This window comes from Nitrospira defluvii (genome assembly GCF_905220995.1).
In the GTDB taxonomy this organism is placed as follows: domain Bacteria; phylum Nitrospirota; class Nitrospiria; order Nitrospirales; family Nitrospiraceae; genus Nitrospira_A; species Nitrospira_A defluvii_C.
The window spans coordinates 461,721-477,555 of the sequence record NZ_CAJNBJ010000016.1 but is presented as its reverse complement, the minus strand read 5'-3'; the positions used below and the strand labels follow the sequence as shown (position 1 = coordinate 477,555).

Below are 15,835 nucleotides of genomic sequence, written 5' to 3'. Positions count from 1 at the left end.
CGTCCTTTGTGGATACTCTATCGGCGAGTTTGCGCCGGGGTTGAGTCCCCGGCCTATGGAGAGGGGGAATTTTTTTCGCTCCTGTGCGAATCAGGCCCAAGTCATCGATTTTCCATTAAACGTGTCGTGACGTTCCCGTATTGCGTCGGAAGCGAGAACTGTCCCTAGGGAATCAGCCTCAGAGAAAGCGGAAGGAGACGTCGGAGACTATGGCCGACCAGCAGCAGCAGCGGCCGCGGTGGCATGCCCGCCCGCAGGGCGAGATCGAGCGGGAACTCGGTGTCGATCCGGTCGCGGGGCTCAGCGAGGCGGAAGCCGCGCGCCGATTGTCGGTGCATGGCCGCAATGAGTTGCCGGAAGCGCCGCCGCCCTCCCCGTGGCATATTCTGGCCACCCAATTTACGAGCCTCATCGTCTGGGTCTTGATCGGCGCCGCACTGGTGTCCGGTCTGCTGGGGGAGTGGATCGACGCCGGCGCGATTCTCGCCATTGTTGTGTTGAACGGCTTGCTGGGATTCCTCCAGGAGTATCGAGCGGAACAATCGTTGGCTGCCCTGCGCACCCTGGCCGTGACCTATGCGCGAGTCGTGCGTGACGGTACGCGGCTCAATCTGTCCTCGACAGAATTGGTTCCCGGCGACATCATCGATGTGGAAGCAGGGGACCACGTTCCGGCCGATGCCCGCCTGCTCCAGGCCGCTGCCTTTCGGACACAGGAAGCGGCGTTGACCGGGGAGTCCACGCCGGTTGAGAAGCTTAGTGCGGCCTTGCCCGACAGCGACCTGCCTCTGGCTGATCAACGAAACATGCTGTTCATGGGGACCACCGTTACCGGCGGCAAAGGCCGGGCGGTCGTCGTGGCGACCGGTAGTGTGACTGAATTGGGCCGCATTGCGACGTTGATGACCGCGGTGCCGATTGAGCCGACCCCGTTGCAACGTCGTTTGGAGCAATTCGGCCATGTGCTGTTGGCGCTTTCGCTGGGCATCGTGCTGGTGGTGTTTGGACTGGGAGTGTGGCGGGGGGAGCCACTCTTCGACATGTTTCTGACGGCCGTCAGCCTGGCGGTGGCGGCGATTCCAGAAGGATTGCCGGCGATCGTGACCACGACCCTGGCGTTGGGGGTGATGCGCATGGTGAGTCGGCACGCGCTCATTCGTCGCCTGCCGGCTGTGGAAACCTTGGGCGCGGCGACGGTGATTTGCACCGACAAAACCGGGACCTTGACCAAGAACGAAATGACGGTCACGAAGCTGGCCATTGATGACCTGGTGATCGAGGTGACCGGAGAAGGGTATGCGCCGGTAGGTACGATTGTCGGCGGTGATCCTCGTGAGGGTGCGCTGCGTGAGCTGCTCTGGACGGCGCTCTTGTGTAACGGCGCCTCACTAAAACAGGCTGAAGGCAAGTGGGCGGTCGTGGGCGATCCCACCGAAGGCGCGCTGCTCGTTGCGGGTCGAAAGGGCGGATGGGTGCAAGAGGAATTGGCACGGGCACAGCCGCTGGTGGGAGAACTTCCGTTTGATTCCGACCGCAAGATGATGACGATGGTGCGCCGGTTGGGGGAGCGGGCCGTGGCCTATGTGAAGGGTGCGCCCGATGTGTTGCTCGGCTCGTGCGACGAGTATGTGACGAAGACAGGCGAGCGACGGCCTCTGACTGAATCGCTCCGGCATTCAATCCTTTCCGTCAATCAGCAGTTCGCACGGCAGGCTCTCCGTGTGGTGGCGTTGGCTTCTCGCGTCCTTGATCCGCAGCCGACATCGTTCGATCCCGACCTGGTTGAGCGGCGGTTGTGTTTTTTGGGGCTGGCGGCCATGAAGGACCCCTTGCGTCCTGAGGCCAAATCCGCAGTCGATCTCTGCCGTTCGGCGGGCATCGCGACGGTCATGATCACCGGCGACCATAAGGAGACGGCGCTCGCTATCGCACGGGAGGCGGGTTTCGCGAGCGGCCCGACGCAGGCCCTTTCCGGTCTTGAACTGAACAGGCTCAGTGATGCCGATCTGGCGTCACGGGTGCGGACCGTGTCGGTGTACGCGCGGGTCTCGGCGGAACATAAGCTCCGTATCGTCAGGGCCTGGCGCGCGCAAGGGGCGGTCGTGGCGATGACCGGCGACGGAGTCAATGATGCGCCGGCGGTGCGGGAGGCGGACATCGGAATTGCGATGGGCGTGACTGGGACGGATGTGACCAAGGATGCGTCGGACATGGTGGTGACCGACGACAACTTCGCGTCCATCGCCGCCGCAGTCGAAGAAGGGCGCAGCATTTACGCGAACATTCGTAAATCGGTTCACTATCTGTTGTCGTGCAATCTCAGTGAGGTCCTGGTGATGCTGGGGAGCACGGTATTGGGGTGGCCGCTGCCGCTCCTTCCGATCCACATTCTCTGGATCAATTTAGTGACCGACGGGTTTCCCGCCCTCGCCCTCGCCGTCGATCCGAAAGATCCCGATGTGATGAAGCGGCCGCCTCGCGACCCGCAAGCTCCGCTGCTCGACCGTGGCCGGTTTCTCACGGTCTGTGTGCAGGGCCTGGTGATGGCTGCGGCGACGCTGGCGGTGTTCGGGATCGCGCTCTCGATCGTGAAGGATGAAGTGTCCTTCGCGCGGACGATGACGTTCACCACGCTGGTCTTGGTGCAGTTTCTTCACGCCTTTACCTGCCGCCACGACCGGTATTCGCTGTTCCAGGTCGGGGTGGCCAGCAACCGGATGCTGGTGGGAGCCGTGCTTGTTTCGGCGCTCCTCCAGGGGGCGATTCTCCTCAGCCCTTGGGGGCAGGAGATTTTCAAAGTCGTTCCCCTGCGGGCCGACGAATGGTCGGTGATCGTTGGGTTCGGGCTGCTGCCGTTTCTGGTGATGGAGCTGTGGAAAGCCTGGAGCCGTGCGCGAAGCGGAAGACCGGAGACGGTTAGCCCGCATTATTCCTGACGGTTCGTCGCGAAAGCGCCGAGTCACGTGGCGAGCCCGCCGGCCGAAGGTCCGTCGTAGCAGTGAATCGGCGGTTGCAGCAGAAGTGCTCATGAATAATGCGGGCTAGGGTGTGACTGCCGGCGTGGCCCAGATCGTGGAGAGGGGCAGCGCTTGGCGGCTGAGGCCGACTGGTTTCGCGCCATACATATCTGTGATGGTTCTCAATAATCCGTAATGGTCCAAGGGCTCTCCATAGCGGCCCGGTCGCACCATTGGTCCCACCAGAATCGTCGGAATGTGATTGTCTGATTTTCCGTTGTCTTCGTCCCAGGTGATGATCAAGAGACTGTTGTGTGTTTGCGCCCATTCGACGTAGCGATCGAGATGGGTCTGGAGCCACTGGTCTCCGCGTTGAATCCGGTCGGGCTCCTTGCCGTCGTGCATATCGTTGAGTTGATTGGGAATGACAAAGCTGACCGTGGGCAGCCTCTCGAAGTCAGCAGGAAAGTCGGAAAAGGGGCGATTGTCCTCGGCGGGCACGGTATTGATGGGAGACGATTGCCAGTTGACCCAGGGATTATGTTTCCGGGCATACGCGCCTGCGACGCAGTCTACGGAACCGGTGGAGGGGAGATCCTCCGCGTATCCGGCAAAGGTCCGGCCGACAAGCGCCAGGGTGCTATGAAGATTCGGAGTGGTTAACGACGTGGGGCAATGGTTCCGGCTGACGCCGTCGATGGATCCGGCAAAGAGGGCGATGTAGTTCGGTTGACTGGGGTGAGTCACGCCGAAGGAGTTGGTCAACAACGCGCCTTTCCGGGCCAGTGCGTTGAGATACGGGGCCGCCGGTGAGTCGATGATCTGGGAGAACGCATGGTTCTCCTCGATCACGATCACGATGTGGTCGGGCTTGGGCAGGGGTGGCGAGGCAAAAAGCAGACTCGTCGAGAAGAGGAGGACTGCGAGCGCGGTGGCTACGACCTGCCTGTTCATCAGGGGGCCTCGCTAGTGATTAGACCGGAAGTTCGCTCAGACGCAACGTGTATAAGTAATGATAGAGCCCCCGCTGCTCCAGCAGAGCCGTGTGGGTGCCCGATTCGACAATGTGGCCCTTATTCAGGACCAGGATGCGGTCGGCGCGTTGAATCGTGCTGAGCCGGTGGGCGACGACAAAGGTCGTGCGGTTGACCATGAGACGTTCCAGGGCTTCCTGGACCAATCGTTCCGATTCGGTGTCCAGCGCAGAAGTGGCTTCGTCGAGCAGGAGAATACGCGGGTTCTTCAGAATCGCGCGGGCAATCGCGACGCGTTGACGTTGGCCGCCGGAGAGATTGATGCCCTTTTCTCCGACGATGGTCTGGTAGCCGTCGGGAAATCCCGCGATGAATTCGTGGGCATGCGCGGCTTTGCTTGCGGCGATGATCTCCTCCTCGGTGGCATCCTCGCGTCCGTAGCGGATGTTATCCCGGATCGGGCCGCCGAACAGAATCGTATCCTGGGGGACCAGGGCGATTTGCCGGTACAGGCTATCGAGCCGGACATCCTTGACGTCATGGCCGTCCACCGTCAGCCGTCCCGACGTGGGGTCGTAGAAGCGATGGAGGAGATTCATGATCGTCGTTTTCCCTGAACCGGTCGGTCCGACGATCGCAATGAGTTCGCCCGGCTTGGCTTCAAAGGACACATCCGCCAACACGGGTTGCCGGGGGTCATAGGCAAAGGTGATATGCTCTGCGCGCACATGTCCCTGCACGGGCGGCAGGTCGATCGCATTGGGCGCATCGGCGATTTCTGCATGCGTGTCGAGAATTTCGAAGACGCGCTGCATGGCGCCCTGGGCTTCTTTGATCTGCGCAAACACGCGGGCGGCTGACCCGAACGGTCCGATCAAAATCCCGGCGAAGAGCACGAACGCAAAGAGGTCTCCCGGAGAGACCGTGCCGTCAATGACCTGCCGTCCTCCATACCACAACACCATGGCGGCGGCGGCGAAGGTGACGAACGTGATCGTCGGCACGAACCACGCCATGATGGTGGCACGGCGCAGCGCCAGTTCCATCGCGGATTGTACCTGGGTGATGAAGCGTTGCTCCTCCCGCTTAGTCTGCACGAAGGATTTCACGACACGAATACCGGCGATGACTTCCTCCACCAGCGTGCTGACGGAGGCGGTTTGATCCTGAATGGTGGTCGAGAGGGCGCGCAGGCGCCGGCCGAATAGTTTGGCCACGACGACCAGCAAGGGGAGCAGGACCAGGATGAGGAGGCAGAGCTGCCAGTTCATCGCAAACAGGAAACCGGCGCCGCCGATGAACGTGACGACCTGCTTGGCTGCGTCAATGGGAGTGTCGGTGACGACGTTCTGGATCACGGTCACGTCGTTCATCAGACGCGACATTAACTCGCCGGTCCGGCGCTTGGAGAAGAAATTGACGGACAGGGTTTGCAGATGCGCAAAGAGATGAGTTCGGAAGTCCGCCATGACTCGTTGGGACACCCAGGCCGTCAGGTAGCTGTGTCCCATGGAACAGAGCCCTTGCAGCAAGACGAGCCCGAGGAGCAGCAGGATCATCTGCGCCATTCGATCGGCATCGTGCTGCACGGTGATGACGTCCCACAGGGTGCCACCCAGCCGAAGGAGAGCCAGGTTCACGGCGGCGACCGCCATGACCATGATGGCGGCGGCAATCATCCGGGGGACGTAGGGCTTGAGGAAGGGAAAGAATCGTTTGAACGAAAACATCGGTGTTACGACAATGGATTCAGGGGGGCAGGCGCAGAGCCCTTGAGCGTGGATGCGGTGATCGGGCTACGACATGACCTTCGTAATGGGGTGAGGGCGCACTAGAGCTGAGCGATGGACTCGATCAGGTTCTTATTGATCGCCACAAAGTCCGACCGATCCTTGTCGTTGATCAAGACGTCAGTCAGGCTGATAAACAGCCGCTGCTCTTCGTTGATCGCATCGGACACACGATTACGCATGGGCGGGATGAGGAAATCCCCGACGTAGATACAGTTCACAGTTCGAACGCGGATGCGAACTTTTTTTCCTTCGGGCACGGATCCCTCCGTCCATTATGTCGTGATGAGCTCAGCTCTTGCGACGCAAGAATTTCTGACGCCGGCGCAACTTCTTGTACTTGTGCTTGCGCATCTTCTTCCGGCGTTTCTTGAGGACACTCGCCATACGTTCAATCTCCAACTGCTAGGCGCGGGAGTCTAGTGGGTTTCAGTCCAAAATGCAAGCCAAGATTCTGGCCCCTGTTTGCAGCTCCGTCGCGGGACAAGCTGCGAGCCATGCGGCTTCTGGCGGACTGATCCGTTGCTTGACCTCGTTCTGCCAAGGTTCCTATACTGCGCCATGATCCACTCTGGCACATCTCGCTGCCGCTGCGTCGGTCTCCTGCTGTTGGGTTTTCTGTTGGTTCTCTCGGTGGGGTGCTCCGGAAAAACCCTGCAATATAAAGACGACCACGACCGTATTCTTCGGATCGATCAGGCGGTGGAGTTGCTCCGGAAGTCCTACGTCGAACGGGACCGCCCTGCGCTGGAGGCCCTGCTGTTACCCTCCGGCAATCTGGATCAAGTCCAGCGGGACATCCATGGGGACTTCGAGACCTTTCAGGATATTCAGTTGGAATTCTCGATCGAGCGTATTCTGATCGAGGGCGACAACATCGATGTGTTTGTCCATTGGCAAGGCCAGTGGAAACGGAATCCCGGTGAGGCGGGCACGCGCCAGCGTGGTCATGGACGTCTTGCCTGGGTGGGGACGCAGTCTATTTTGCTTCGAGAAGCTCAGGGCGATTTGCCGTTCGGTATGGGCTCTCGGGCCAATCCAAGCGAAGATCCCGCGCGCAGAGCCTCCAACCCCTAACCATGTCATCCCGCAGTTCCTCCCCAAAAATTGAAACAGATTTTCTCGTAGTCGGCAGCGGCGTCGCAGGTCTTCGCGCGGCGATCGAGCTCAGCCGTGCGGGGCGCGTGTTGATGCTGACCAAGGGCCATCCGCTGGAAAGCAATTCCATGTATGCTCAGGGCGGTGTCGCGGTGGCGCTGAGCGAAGAGGATGATGTCGGCAGCCACCTCGCGGATACGCTCAAGGCCGGTCATGGCCTGTGCCGTCGTGAAGCCGTGCGAGTGTTGGTCGAGGAGGGGCCGGACCGGATTCAGGAACTGATTGCGTGGGGTGCCAAGTTCGATAAGATCGGCAAACGGTTTGCGTACACGCGCGAAGCCGCGCATAGCCGGAGTCGGATTCTCCGTGCGCGCGGGGATGCCACCGGCAATGAGATGGTCCGCGCACTCATGACGTATGCGGCCAGGCAGCGACGCATTCAGCGATTGGATCGGCGCTTCACTGTGGATTTGGTGGTGGTCGACGGGCGGTGCTGCGGCGCGATTGTGCTGAACGAGATCTCGGGCGAGCGCACGGTCCTTCCGGCCAGCGCGGTGGTGTTGTCGACGGGCGGCGCAGGACAGGTGTATGCGCGCACCACGAATCCCGGCAATGCGACCGGCGACGGCATGGCGATGGCGCTGCGAGCCGGGGCGCTATTGATGGACATGGAGTTCGTGCAATTTCATCCCACCTCGTTGTACCTGCCGTCGAGTCCACCCTTCCTGCTGTCGGAGGCCATTCGCGGAGAAGGCGGGCAGCTGCGGAACATCAAGGGCGAGTTGTTCATGCAGCGGTACCATCCCGACGGGGCGCTCGCCCCGCGTGATGTGGTCTCACGGGCGATTTGGTCGGAGATGGCCGCGACACGCGCGCGGCACGTCTATTTGGATGTGACCCATCTAGGCGCGGCCTTCGTGAAACGGCGGTTTCCCACGATCTATGCCACCTGCCTACGGTATGACATCGACATGACGGAAGAATGGATTCCCGTGTCGCCCAGCGCGCACTATATGATGGGCGGGGTCTGGACGGATGTGCATGGGGCGACGACCCTGCCGGGGTTGTTTGCAGCCGGAGAGGTGGCCTGCAGCGGTGTGCACGGGGCGAATCGGTTGGCCAGCAACTCACTCCTGGAAGGGTTGGTGTTCGGCATGCGTGCGGCGCAGTCCGCGGTGACCCATGCCGGTCAGGTTTCCGGCCCGGCGAGTCTGCCTCCGCTTGAGGAACTGGAACGGGGACGACCGACGGACTTCGATGATCCGGAGAAGTTGCGAAGTTCGTTGCGTCGCCTGATGTGGGGGAAGATCGGCTTGGTGCGTTCGGGGGATTCGTTGATTAGCGCCTCCGCACAGCTGGTCCGGTGGATGCGTTTGCTGACGAAACCCTTTTCCTCTCGGGCAGCGCTCGAGGTGAAAAATATGGTGCAGGTGGCGCGTTGTATTGCCGATGCGGCCCTCTGGCGGGAAAACAGCGTCGGGGCCCACTACCGGTCGGATTTTCCTGAGGCCAATCGGCCGGGATGGCGGCAGCACAGTCAGTTGGTCTTGGCTCAGGCTCGGGTCAGCGGGATGCCATCGAGCGAGCAAGACCTCGTCCTTGCGACCCAGGAGACGGTGCGTGGTAAGGCCGTGAAGAAGAAAGCCGGTCGTTCGTGAGGAAGGTGCGGTAGTAGCGCAGCACCTTGAGGACGTATTGCCGTGTTTCCGGGATCGGGGGAAGCCCCTGGTGCCGTTCGACCGCCTGTTCTCCCGCATTATAGGCCGCCAAGGCCAATGGAAGATTTCCGTTAAAGCGATCCAGCAGCTGCCGCAGGTATTTGGTTCCCCCGCCGATATTGTCATCCGGATTATACGAATCCCGCACGTCGAGACGCATCGCAGTCTGCGGCATCAGCTGCATCAGGCCGATCGCCCCGGCCCGTGAGACCGCCTGCGGGTCGAAGTCGGATTCGGTTTTGATCACCGCGCGAATCAGCGCCGGATGGAGGCGATGGGCGCGCGAATGTCGAGCGATCACCGGGTCGAGTTCACGATCGGAGATGATGCTACGGGAGCGAGGGAGTTCAGCCGTCACGCGTTTGTATCGTGGGTCGTTCGGCACATTGGTCAGGGAGATGGTGCCGTTGGCATCAACGTATTGGTACACCTCGGCTTGGATGGGAGCGGCTGTCAGCACGAGTGTTGCGGACAGCAGGAGCAAGGAGATGTTACGGCTGAATTGGGCCATCGGGGTTGAGGCGCCTGGTTGGTGTCCACTACCGATGCTTCAACCGTAGCAGCAGCCCTCCGACCTGTCAAAAACCCGTACTCTCCGTTCACAGCCTGGCGTGGTTGTAAGGTATTGATATAAAAGCCATCGTCAGAAATGTGGCTCGGGGGCTGCTTCACAGAACCTGGTTCGACTGGCGGCGAAGCGCTTCTGGAGCCGGCGGGTGACTGGGCCAGGGCGACCGTCCCCGATTGTGAAGGTCTCGACACGTGACACCGGCATGACTTCCATGCTGGTATTCGTCAGAAAACATTCCTCCGCCTTGTGAAGGTGGTTGAGCTGGTAGTGACCTTCCTGAACCGGCAGGCCTTCCTCCTTGGCGAGGGTCATGACAATGCCTCGCGTGATGCCGTCTAGAATGCCGCAATCCAATGCCGGGGTATGGACGGTGCCGTCCGCAACGAAAAAGAGATTGCTGATCGTACACTCGGTCAGTTCATCCCTCCAATTCAAAAACAGACTATCGAAGGTCCCCGCTGCGATGGATTCGCGTTTCGCTAGAATGTTGTTGAGAAAGTTGGTGGATTTGATCTGCGGGGACAGGGCCGCGGGCAGATTCCGCCTCGTCTGGGCGACGGTGAGCGAGACTCCGTCCCGCAACAGCTCCGGTGAAGGGGCGTGAAGCGCCTTCGTCATGATCACCACGGTGGGACGGGGACAGAGTGCCGGGTCGAGGCCAATCTCTCCCTCGCCTCGTGAGATGGTGATGCGGAGGTAGGCGTCGACGCGATCGGTGCCCACGTCGTTCCGTCGCATCGCTTCGTGGAGCAACTCCGGCCACTGCTCGTCGGGAATGGGAATCCTCAGGCCGATGGACTCGGCCGAGCGCCGCAGCCGGGAGAGGTGCTGGTCGCGCATAAAGATCCGGGTGCCATAGGATCGCAAGGTTTCATACACGCCGTCTCCATAGAGAAATCCATGGTCGAACACGGAGACGACGGCCTCTTCTTTCCGCATGAATCGATCGTTCACAAACACCCACATTAGCGGCCAGCCTCCAGGATGTTAAAAAATGCGCCCGCTTTGGCGAGCGTTTCCTCATACTCACGATCGGGGTCCGAGTCGGCCACGATCCCTGCACCGACTTGCAGATATCCCTGCGTCTTCGTCAGGAGCAGCGTGCGAATCAGAATATTCAGATCCAGGTCGCCGCTCCAAGAGAAGTACCCGAGGGCTCCTGTGTACAGCCCGCGCCGCACCGGTTCCAACTCTTCGATGATTTCCATGCAGCGGAGTTTCGGCACGCCGGTGATGGTACCGCCGGGAAACACGGCCCGGACAAGGTCGAGTGGCGAGGTTCCCGGCTGCAGGGTCCCGGTCACGTCAGAGACCAGATGGCGAACGTGCGAATACTGTTCGACAGTCATGAACTCATCGACCCGAACCGTACCGTACCGGCAGACCTTGCCCAGATCGTTGCGCGCCAGATCGACCAGCATGACATGTTCGGCACGTTCCTTGGGGCTGGCGAGTAATTCGGCGCGCAGATCTTGGTCTTCCTGCGGTCTGACTCCCCGAGGCCTGGTTCCGGCAATGGGTCTCGTGCTGGCTTCTGCTCCGGACAGGCGGACAAGCCGTTCGGGCGAGTTGCTGACGAGGCTGAGTTCCGGGAGGTGACAGATCCCTGCAAACGGAGATGGGTTGACCGTACGGAGGCGGCCATACAGCGCCGTTGCGTAGGCATTGGTCTCAGGTGGCGGTACCGCAGCGCCGTGACTGAGGGTGAATCGATGAGACAAATTGGCCTGATAGATGTCGCCGGCGGCGATGTAGTCTTGGCAGCGTCGGACGCGTGTGGTGTAGGCGTCACGCGACTGGTTTGGGACCAACGTCGCTTCACGGGGCCAGCCCTGGAAGGCAATGAGGGGGCGTGGACTAGTCAAGCGAACCTCCAACTCCGCCAGTCGGTCACGGCCTTCGCGATGCAGTTTCTCGCGGGGTTCGGCCTGAAACCGCGACAGGGGAGGGCAGTACATCAAGTACAACTGGTGTGTGAGATGGTCGACCGCCGCGATCAGGTCAAAAAATGCGAGATGGAGGTCAGGGAGGGCGATGTCGTCTGCCGCCACACTGGGAAGTGATTCGAACGAACGGACCAGGTCGTAACTGAGATACCCAACGGCGCCGCCAAAAAACGGTGGGATGCCCTCGAGTTGTGGGATGATCGATGCGTCGAGAATCCGGCCGAGGGCCTCGAATGCGGAGCCGGTGCAGAGCTTCGACTGCCCCGCCTCTTCTACCCGGTATACCTGGGCGCGACCGTTCATTGTGAGATAGGGCTCGCTCCCGAAGAAGGAATATCGTGCGGTGATGCGACTGCCGTTCCCGCTTTCGAGCAGAAAAGAGGGGCGGTTGGTGGGGGCGAGGCGTTGATAGAGTTCAAACGGGTCGGCGTTCGGTTGCGGACGGACTACGACCAACGGTTGCGGGGGCCCGTGAAGAAATGCCTGGTGTGAGGAATCAGTCATGGCACTCGGTGTCGGGAGGGGATCCTCCGAGGAAAAGACTATACCGCATCGTACGGCCTGGTCATAGCGGGCCAACTTCTTGACAAGCCCCCAGCGAATTTGCTTGAATGGCGCGCCCGCCGATGGGTGCACTCTCTCCGACTGTGCTGAAGAGTGCCGCACGTGAGCGCGTGATGCCCCCCTCTCAGGATCCGTTATATGCGGGGCTCGGGCAGGCTGTCCGGATCGGGACGGAACTGCTCGCTGCGTTGATTGTCGGAGGGGGCTTGGGCTGGGTGGTCGACACCTACCTGCTGGATTCCAATCCATGGGGGCTGGTTATCGGGTTAGGGTTGGGCGCTGCGGCCGGGGTGCGAAACGCCTATCGAGCTGCGCAGCGATGGCAGAGTTAACCTGAATCGTCTGACTGAAAAAGGATCATCGTGGAAGAAAGTCCGTTACATGCGTTTGAATTGCACGATCTGATTCCGCTGGTTCCGGCCGGGATCGACATCTCGATCAACAAGGCCGTGATTCTGATGTGGGTGGTAGTAGGCCTCGTCTCGTTTCTGATGATCTCCGCCGCCGCTTCACGAAAGCTGGTTCCGGGCAAGTTGCAGAATATGGCCGAACTGATCGTGGAGTTCATTCGCGGGATCATTTTGGACACCATGGGCGAGGCGGGCATGAAGTTTTTTCCGCTGATCGCCACCCTGTTTCTCTTTATTCTGTTTGCCAACCTGCTGGGATTGATTCCCGGATCCTATACCGTGACCAGCCAGATCATCGTGACGGCGGTGTTCGCGGTCGGGATTTACGGGCTGAGCCTGGTACTGGGCTTCTCGCTTCACGGAGCAAAATTTTTGGGTATTCTGGTCCCGCCGGGAACGCCGGGGTGGCTCCTGCCGCTGATGATTCCCATTGAGTTGATCAGTCAGCTGGCTCGTCCCATCTCGTTGGCGGTGCGGTTGTTTGCGAACATGACCGCCGGTCACGTCATCCTGGGCGTGTTGTTCGGATTGGCGATCAGCGGCGGCTTGCTGATCGGCTGGTTGCCGTTTGCGTTTACGATCGCCATGAACGGGCTGGAAGTCGGTATTGCGTTTATTCAGGCCTATATTTTTACCGTGCTGAGCTGTGTCTATTTAGGGGATGCCGTGACCTTGCACGGTCATAGCGAGCACGCACACTAGGTTCGTTGTCTATAAACGGAGGAGAGGTTAAACAATGGATGCAGCAGCAGCAGCGTTGGTCGGTATGGGGTTGGCGGCGGCGGGATTTGCCGGAGCCGGCGTGGGGATCGGGTACATCTTCGGAAAAATGATCGAGGCCGTGGCCCGGCAGCCGGAAGCGGAAGGCCGCGTCGGCAAGTACATGTGGATCGGGTTCGCGCTCGTCGAAGCCATCGCACTGTACGGGCTGGTCATTGCGTTCATCATCATGGGCTTGCGCAAGTAGCGCGTTGTCGGTCGAGCCCTGGTGCTGGGTCCATGCCCGGCTCAGAACCCTCAACTCATTTGGGTAACAGACTATGCCTCAATTTGAATCACATTTCTTTTCGTCCCTGATCTTCTGGGAGATTCTCTCCTTCGGGATCCTCTTCTTTCTGCTCTACAAATATGCGTTTCCGAGCCTGTTGGGCATGCTGGAAGAGCGGGAGAAAAAGATTAAGGACAGTCTCGATCAGGCCGAACGCCATCGTTCAGAGGCCGAGCGCAAGCTCAAGGAATACGAAGCGAAGCTCGCAGCCGCTGCCAAAGAAGCCGAGGCGCTGTTGGCCCAGGCCAAAGAACGTGCTCAGCGCATGATGGACGAGAACGAGCAGCGTATGACGGCGGATGCTGAACGGATCAAGGGTGACGCGACTCGAGAGATCGAGGCCGAGCGCCGGAAGGCCGTGCAGGATATCCGCGCACAGACGACTGAGTTGGCGATGATGGTAGCGGAAAAGGTGGTCGGACGAGCGTTGACCGATGGGGATCATCGCCGTCTCGCTGACGAAGCCCTGGACGCCCTCGCAAAGGCCTATCAAAGCCGGAACTAATCGATTGCGCCGGGGGGGAGACTCACGCCCCCCTGGCGGTATCCTTCCAGATCCAGGGTGACGAAGCGGTAGCCGACCGACTTCAGGGCCGCCACCAACCGTTCCCGCCGACCGGTTTCCAGCATCCTCGGTAATTCTTCTACGGCAAGTTCAATCCGGGCGACTTCATCGTAATCGCGCACACGACAGTGGCGAAAGCCTTCCTCCATCAGGGCGGCTTCTGCGCGCTCAACGCGCGAGAGTGTGCGTCGTGTGATGGTGATGCCACGTGGCACGCGTGACGAGAGGCAGGCTGCGGCGGGTTTGTCCCAATTCGACAGCCCCAGTGATCGCGCGGCTTCGCGGATGTCGGCCTTTGAAAAGCCGGCTTCCAGCAACGGGCTGCGGACTCCCCGCTCGCGCGCAGCCTTGAGTCCCGGACGGTCGTCTCCAAGATCGTCGACGTTTGTTCCATCAACGATGCAGGTCGACTCACCCTCGTTCTTGAGGGAGCCGAGGAGGGAATACAAGTCCGTCTTGCAGTGGTAGCACCGGGTGGCATCATTGCGGACGAAGTCGGGAATCTCCAGTTGGTCTGTCTCGACGACGCGATGCTGTGCACCGATTTCCGTTGCGAGCTGGCGCGTCAATGCCAGTTCGGCTGCAGGAAGGGTGGGGGAGACGGCGGTTACGCCGAGCGCCCGAGCGCCCAGTTCGTCATGGGCCAATCTAAGAACCAGCGAGCTATCGACCCCGCCCGAGAACGCCACGATCACCGAGCCCATCTCTCGGAGAATCTGCCGGGCTCGCTCAATCTTCTCGGTCACTGCGTGTGTGGAGAGCATAACAATCCAGGGGAGTCTGAACCTGCACGAGTCGAAGGCCGTGGGCTACTGTTTGACCTTGGCCTTTGCAATCGACCCGACGACCACCAACGCGTAGTGCTGTGGGTCGAGGTATTGTTTGGCCACGCGGAGGACATCGTCTTTGGTGACCTTTTCGATGGCCTTGGGGTAACTCGTGAAATAGTCCAAGCCAAGAGTATACAACTCGACCTGGGCGAGGACGTTGGCCAATTTGGCGCTCGAATCGATCCGCAACGGGAAGCTGCCGACGATGAAGGATTTGGCTTCGCTGAGCTCCTGATCTGTGACCGGGGCCTCGCGAATTGCCTTGATCTCCGCCAGCACACTGTTAATGGCCTGATTCGTCACGTCGGTCCGGGTCTGGAGGCTGATGAAGAAGGCACCGGGCATGACTCGGGAATCGAACTGGCTCATAATGCCGTAGGCAAGGCCCTGTTTGTCGCGAATCGAATCCATCAGGCGCGAAGAGAACCCTCCGGCGCCCAGAATATAATTCATGACCGTGATCGCGTAGTAGTCCGGGTTAGTCCGGCTGATACCCGTATGGCCGAGGACGATCGTCGATTGAGTCAGATCCTTCTCAATCAGCTGAACCATTTTGCGGTCGATGGGGGCCGGCTTCTTGAGTTGAGCGACCGAAGGGGCTCCCTTCTTCCATGTGCCGAAATGCGTCTGCACCAGCGTCGCGGCCTGTTCCTGAGTCAAGTCTCCGACGACGACGAGGATCGTCTGGTTGGGCACATACTCGCGGGCGTGAAATTGCTGCACGTCGGCCACGGTGATCTTGTTCAGCGTATCCTCGGTGCCATGAGCCGGCCAGCTGTAGGGGTGCCCGTGGAAAATCAATTGGTGGAAGGCCTTCATGGCCACGTTGCCGGGATCGTCGTCATCGCTGACGATCTCGCCGAGAACCTGTGTCCGCACCCGCTCGAATTCCTGTTTGTGAAAGGCCGGGTGTTGCAGCATGTCGGCGAGGAGGGCGAAGCCGAGGTCCGCATCCTTCTTAAGGACGCGTGCCGAGGCGGTGGTGTAGTCTTCCGTAGCATGAGCTTCGAGCGAGCCTCCCACGAAATCGATCTGCTCGGCGATTTGGCGGGAGGTCCGAGTGAGCGTGCCTTCATCCAACAGGCTGGCGGTGAGGTTGGCCAAACCGGCCTTGTCCGGCGGATCCTGGGCTGATCCCACTTTGACCAGCGCGTGGATCTCGACGGTCGGGAGAAAGTGCTGCTCCAGGAACAACACGGTCATCCCATTGGCGGTGACGGAACGTGTCGGTGTGATGTCGGCGGCCTGCACCCAGGCAGCGGGCACACAGAGCGCCAAGCAGAGCAGCCAGGTGGAAAACGGGCTGGTGGTTCGGCCCCAGTGCTCACTGTGCGGCAGAACGGTACCTTGTCGTCGCGTCATCT

The 15,835-nt window shown here is 60.4% G+C and carries 16 protein-coding genes; 7 read left to right on the top strand and 9 right to left on the bottom strand.

The window, feature by feature from the left end:
- The first annotated feature begins 209 nt into the window (after positions 1-209).
- Positions 210-2,936 carry a cation-translocating P-type ATPase gene (locus tag KJA79_RS13860; protein ID WP_213042641.1) on the top strand — a complete coding sequence of 909 codons (2,727 nt, stop codon included), beginning with the start codon at positions 210-212 and terminating at the stop codon, positions 2,934-2,936.
- Between the two features lie 105 nt (positions 2,937-3,041).
- Here KJA79_RS13860 and KJA79_RS13855 read toward each other — a convergent pair whose 3' ends face one another.
- The 4 genes from KJA79_RS13855 to KJA79_RS13840 form a co-directional block, all read right to left on the bottom strand.
- Positions 3,042-3,911 (bottom strand): alkaline phosphatase family protein, encoded by an 870-nt coding sequence (locus KJA79_RS13855; RefSeq protein WP_213042640.1) that lies wholly within the window; start codon positions 3,909-3,911, stop codon positions 3,042-3,044.
- 19 nt (positions 3,912-3,930) lie between these two features.
- The gene (locus tag KJA79_RS13850; protein WP_213042639.1) at positions 3,931-5,661 is read right to left on the bottom strand and encodes an ABC transporter ATP-binding protein; all 1,731 of its coding nucleotides are present in this window, start codon (positions 5,659-5,661) and stop codon (positions 3,931-3,933) included.
- Positions 5,662-5,762: 101 nt separating this feature from the next.
- The gene (locus tag KJA79_RS13845; protein ID WP_213042638.1) at positions 5,763-5,981 is read right to left on the bottom strand and encodes a DUF6812 domain-containing protein; all 219 of its coding nucleotides are present in this window, start codon (positions 5,979-5,981) and stop codon (positions 5,763-5,765) included.
- A gap of 31 nt (positions 5,982-6,012) precedes the next feature.
- Positions 6,013-6,108 carry an AURKAIP1/COX24 domain-containing protein gene (locus tag KJA79_RS13840; protein WP_080880037.1) on the bottom strand — a complete coding sequence of 32 codons (96 nt, stop codon included), beginning with the start codon at positions 6,106-6,108 and terminating at the stop codon, positions 6,013-6,015.
- A gap of 174 nt (positions 6,109-6,282) precedes the next feature.
- Here KJA79_RS13840 and KJA79_RS13835 point away from each other — a divergent pair, with 174 nt between their 5' ends.
- Both KJA79_RS13835 and nadB read left to right on the top strand, forming a co-directional pair.
- Positions 6,283-6,798 (top strand): nuclear transport factor 2 family protein, encoded by a 516-nt coding sequence (locus KJA79_RS13835; RefSeq protein WP_213042637.1) that lies wholly within the window; start codon positions 6,283-6,285, stop codon positions 6,796-6,798.
- Between the two features lie 2 nt (positions 6,799-6,800).
- Complete coding sequence (gene nadB, locus KJA79_RS13830; RefSeq protein ID WP_213042636.1) at positions 6,801-8,477, top strand: L-aspartate oxidase; 1,677 nt, start codon at positions 6,801-6,803, stop codon at positions 8,475-8,477.
- Here nadB and KJA79_RS13825 read toward each other — a convergent pair.
- The 3 genes from KJA79_RS13825 to KJA79_RS13815 all read right to left on the bottom strand — a co-directional run bounded on the left by KJA79_RS13825 (position 8,383) and on the right by KJA79_RS13815 (position 11,558).
- Entirely contained in the window at positions 8,383-8,997 is a 615-nt protein-coding gene (locus tag KJA79_RS13825; protein ID WP_246507653.1) for a lytic transglycosylase domain-containing protein, read from the bottom strand. The two genes, nadB and KJA79_RS13825, sit on opposite strands and share 95 nt — an antisense overlap.
- A gap of 183 nt (positions 8,998-9,180) precedes the next feature.
- Positions 9,181-10,074: an aminotransferase class IV gene (locus KJA79_RS13820; RefSeq protein WP_213042634.1), complete on the bottom strand. Its 894-nt coding sequence runs from the start codon at positions 10,072-10,074 to the stop codon at positions 9,181-9,183.
- Positions 10,074-11,558: an anthranilate synthase component I family protein gene (locus KJA79_RS13815; RefSeq protein ID WP_213042633.1), complete on the bottom strand. Its 1,485-nt coding sequence runs from the start codon at positions 11,556-11,558 to the stop codon at positions 10,074-10,076. The genes KJA79_RS13820 and KJA79_RS13815 overlap by 1 nt, the downstream gene beginning before the upstream one ends.
- Positions 11,559-11,680: 122 nt before the next feature.
- Between KJA79_RS13815 and KJA79_RS13810 the strand changes: the two genes are divergently transcribed.
- The 4 genes from KJA79_RS13810 (at position 11,681) to atpF (ending at position 13,581) form a co-directional block, all read left to right on the top strand.
- The gene (locus tag KJA79_RS13810) at positions 11,681-11,950 is read left to right on the top strand and encodes an AtpZ/AtpI family protein (RefSeq protein WP_213042632.1); all 270 of its coding nucleotides are present in this window, start codon (positions 11,681-11,683) and stop codon (positions 11,948-11,950) included.
- Between the two features lie 30 nt (positions 11,951-11,980).
- A complete protein-coding gene (locus KJA79_RS13805) occupies positions 11,981-12,730 on the top strand; it encodes a F0F1 ATP synthase subunit A (protein WP_213042631.1) in 750 nt (249 codons plus the stop codon).
- Positions 12,731-12,764: 34 nt separating this feature from the next.
- Positions 12,765-12,995: an ATP synthase F0 subunit C gene (gene atpE / locus KJA79_RS13800; RefSeq protein WP_013250231.1), complete on the top strand. Its 231-nt coding sequence runs from the start codon at positions 12,765-12,767 to the stop codon at positions 12,993-12,995.
- Positions 12,996-13,068: 73 nt separating this feature from the next.
- On the top strand, positions 13,069-13,581 hold the full coding sequence (gene atpF, locus KJA79_RS13795) for a F0F1 ATP synthase subunit B (RefSeq protein WP_213042630.1): 513 nt from the start codon (positions 13,069-13,071) through the stop codon (positions 13,579-13,581).
- Here the strand turns inward: atpF and larE are convergent.
- Positions 13,578-14,387: an ATP-dependent sacrificial sulfur transferase LarE gene (gene larE / locus KJA79_RS13790; RefSeq protein WP_246507651.1), complete on the bottom strand. Its 810-nt coding sequence runs from the start codon at positions 14,385-14,387 to the stop codon at positions 13,578-13,580. The two genes, atpF and larE, sit on opposite strands and share 4 nt — an antisense overlap.
- A gap of 63 nt (positions 14,388-14,450) precedes the next feature.
- Positions 14,451-15,833, bottom strand: coding sequence for a M16 family metallopeptidase (locus KJA79_RS13785; RefSeq protein ID WP_213042628.1), 1,383 nt, complete (start codon positions 15,831-15,833; stop codon positions 14,451-14,453).
- Positions 15,834-15,835 lie beyond the last annotated feature (2 nt).

Bases quoted from the DNA above. Each gene is read 5' to 3' on its own strand.
- KJA79_RS13860 (WP_213042641.1), top strand. From the start codon at position 210: ATGGCCGACCAGCAGCAGCAGCGGCCGCGGTGGCATGCCCGCCCGCAG.
- KJA79_RS13855 (WP_213042640.1), bottom strand. From the start codon at position 3,911: ATGAACAGGCAGGTCGTAGCCACCGCGCTCGCAGTCCTCCTCTTCTCG.
- KJA79_RS13850 (WP_213042639.1), bottom strand. From the start codon at position 5,661: ATGTTTTCGTTCAAACGATTCTTTCCCTTCCTCAAGCCCTACGTCCCC.
- KJA79_RS13840 (WP_080880037.1), bottom strand. From the start codon at position 6,108: ATGGCGAGTGTCCTCAAGAAACGCCGGAAGAAGATGCGCAAGCACAAG.
- KJA79_RS13835 (WP_213042637.1), top strand. From the start codon at position 6,283: ATGATCCACTCTGGCACATCTCGCTGCCGCTGCGTCGGTCTCCTGCTG.
- nadB (WP_213042636.1), top strand. From the start codon at position 6,801: ATGTCATCCCGCAGTTCCTCCCCAAAAATTGAAACAGATTTTCTCGTA.
- KJA79_RS13820 (WP_213042634.1), bottom strand. From the start codon at position 10,074: ATGTGGGTGTTTGTGAACGATCGATTCATGCGGAAAGAAGAGGCCGTC.
- KJA79_RS13815 (WP_213042633.1), bottom strand. From the start codon at position 11,558: ATGACTGATTCCTCACACCAGGCATTTCTTCACGGGCCCCCGCAACCG.
- KJA79_RS13810 (WP_213042632.1), top strand. From the start codon at position 11,681: ATGGGTGCACTCTCTCCGACTGTGCTGAAGAGTGCCGCACGTGAGCGC.
- atpE (WP_013250231.1), top strand. From the start codon at position 12,765: ATGGATGCAGCAGCAGCAGCGTTGGTCGGTATGGGGTTGGCGGCGGCG.
- atpF (WP_213042630.1), top strand. From the start codon at position 13,069: ATGCCTCAATTTGAATCACATTTCTTTTCGTCCCTGATCTTCTGGGAG.
- KJA79_RS13785 (WP_213042628.1), bottom strand. From the start codon at position 15,833: ATGACGCGACGACAAGGTACCGTTCTGCCGCACAGTGAGCACTGGGGC.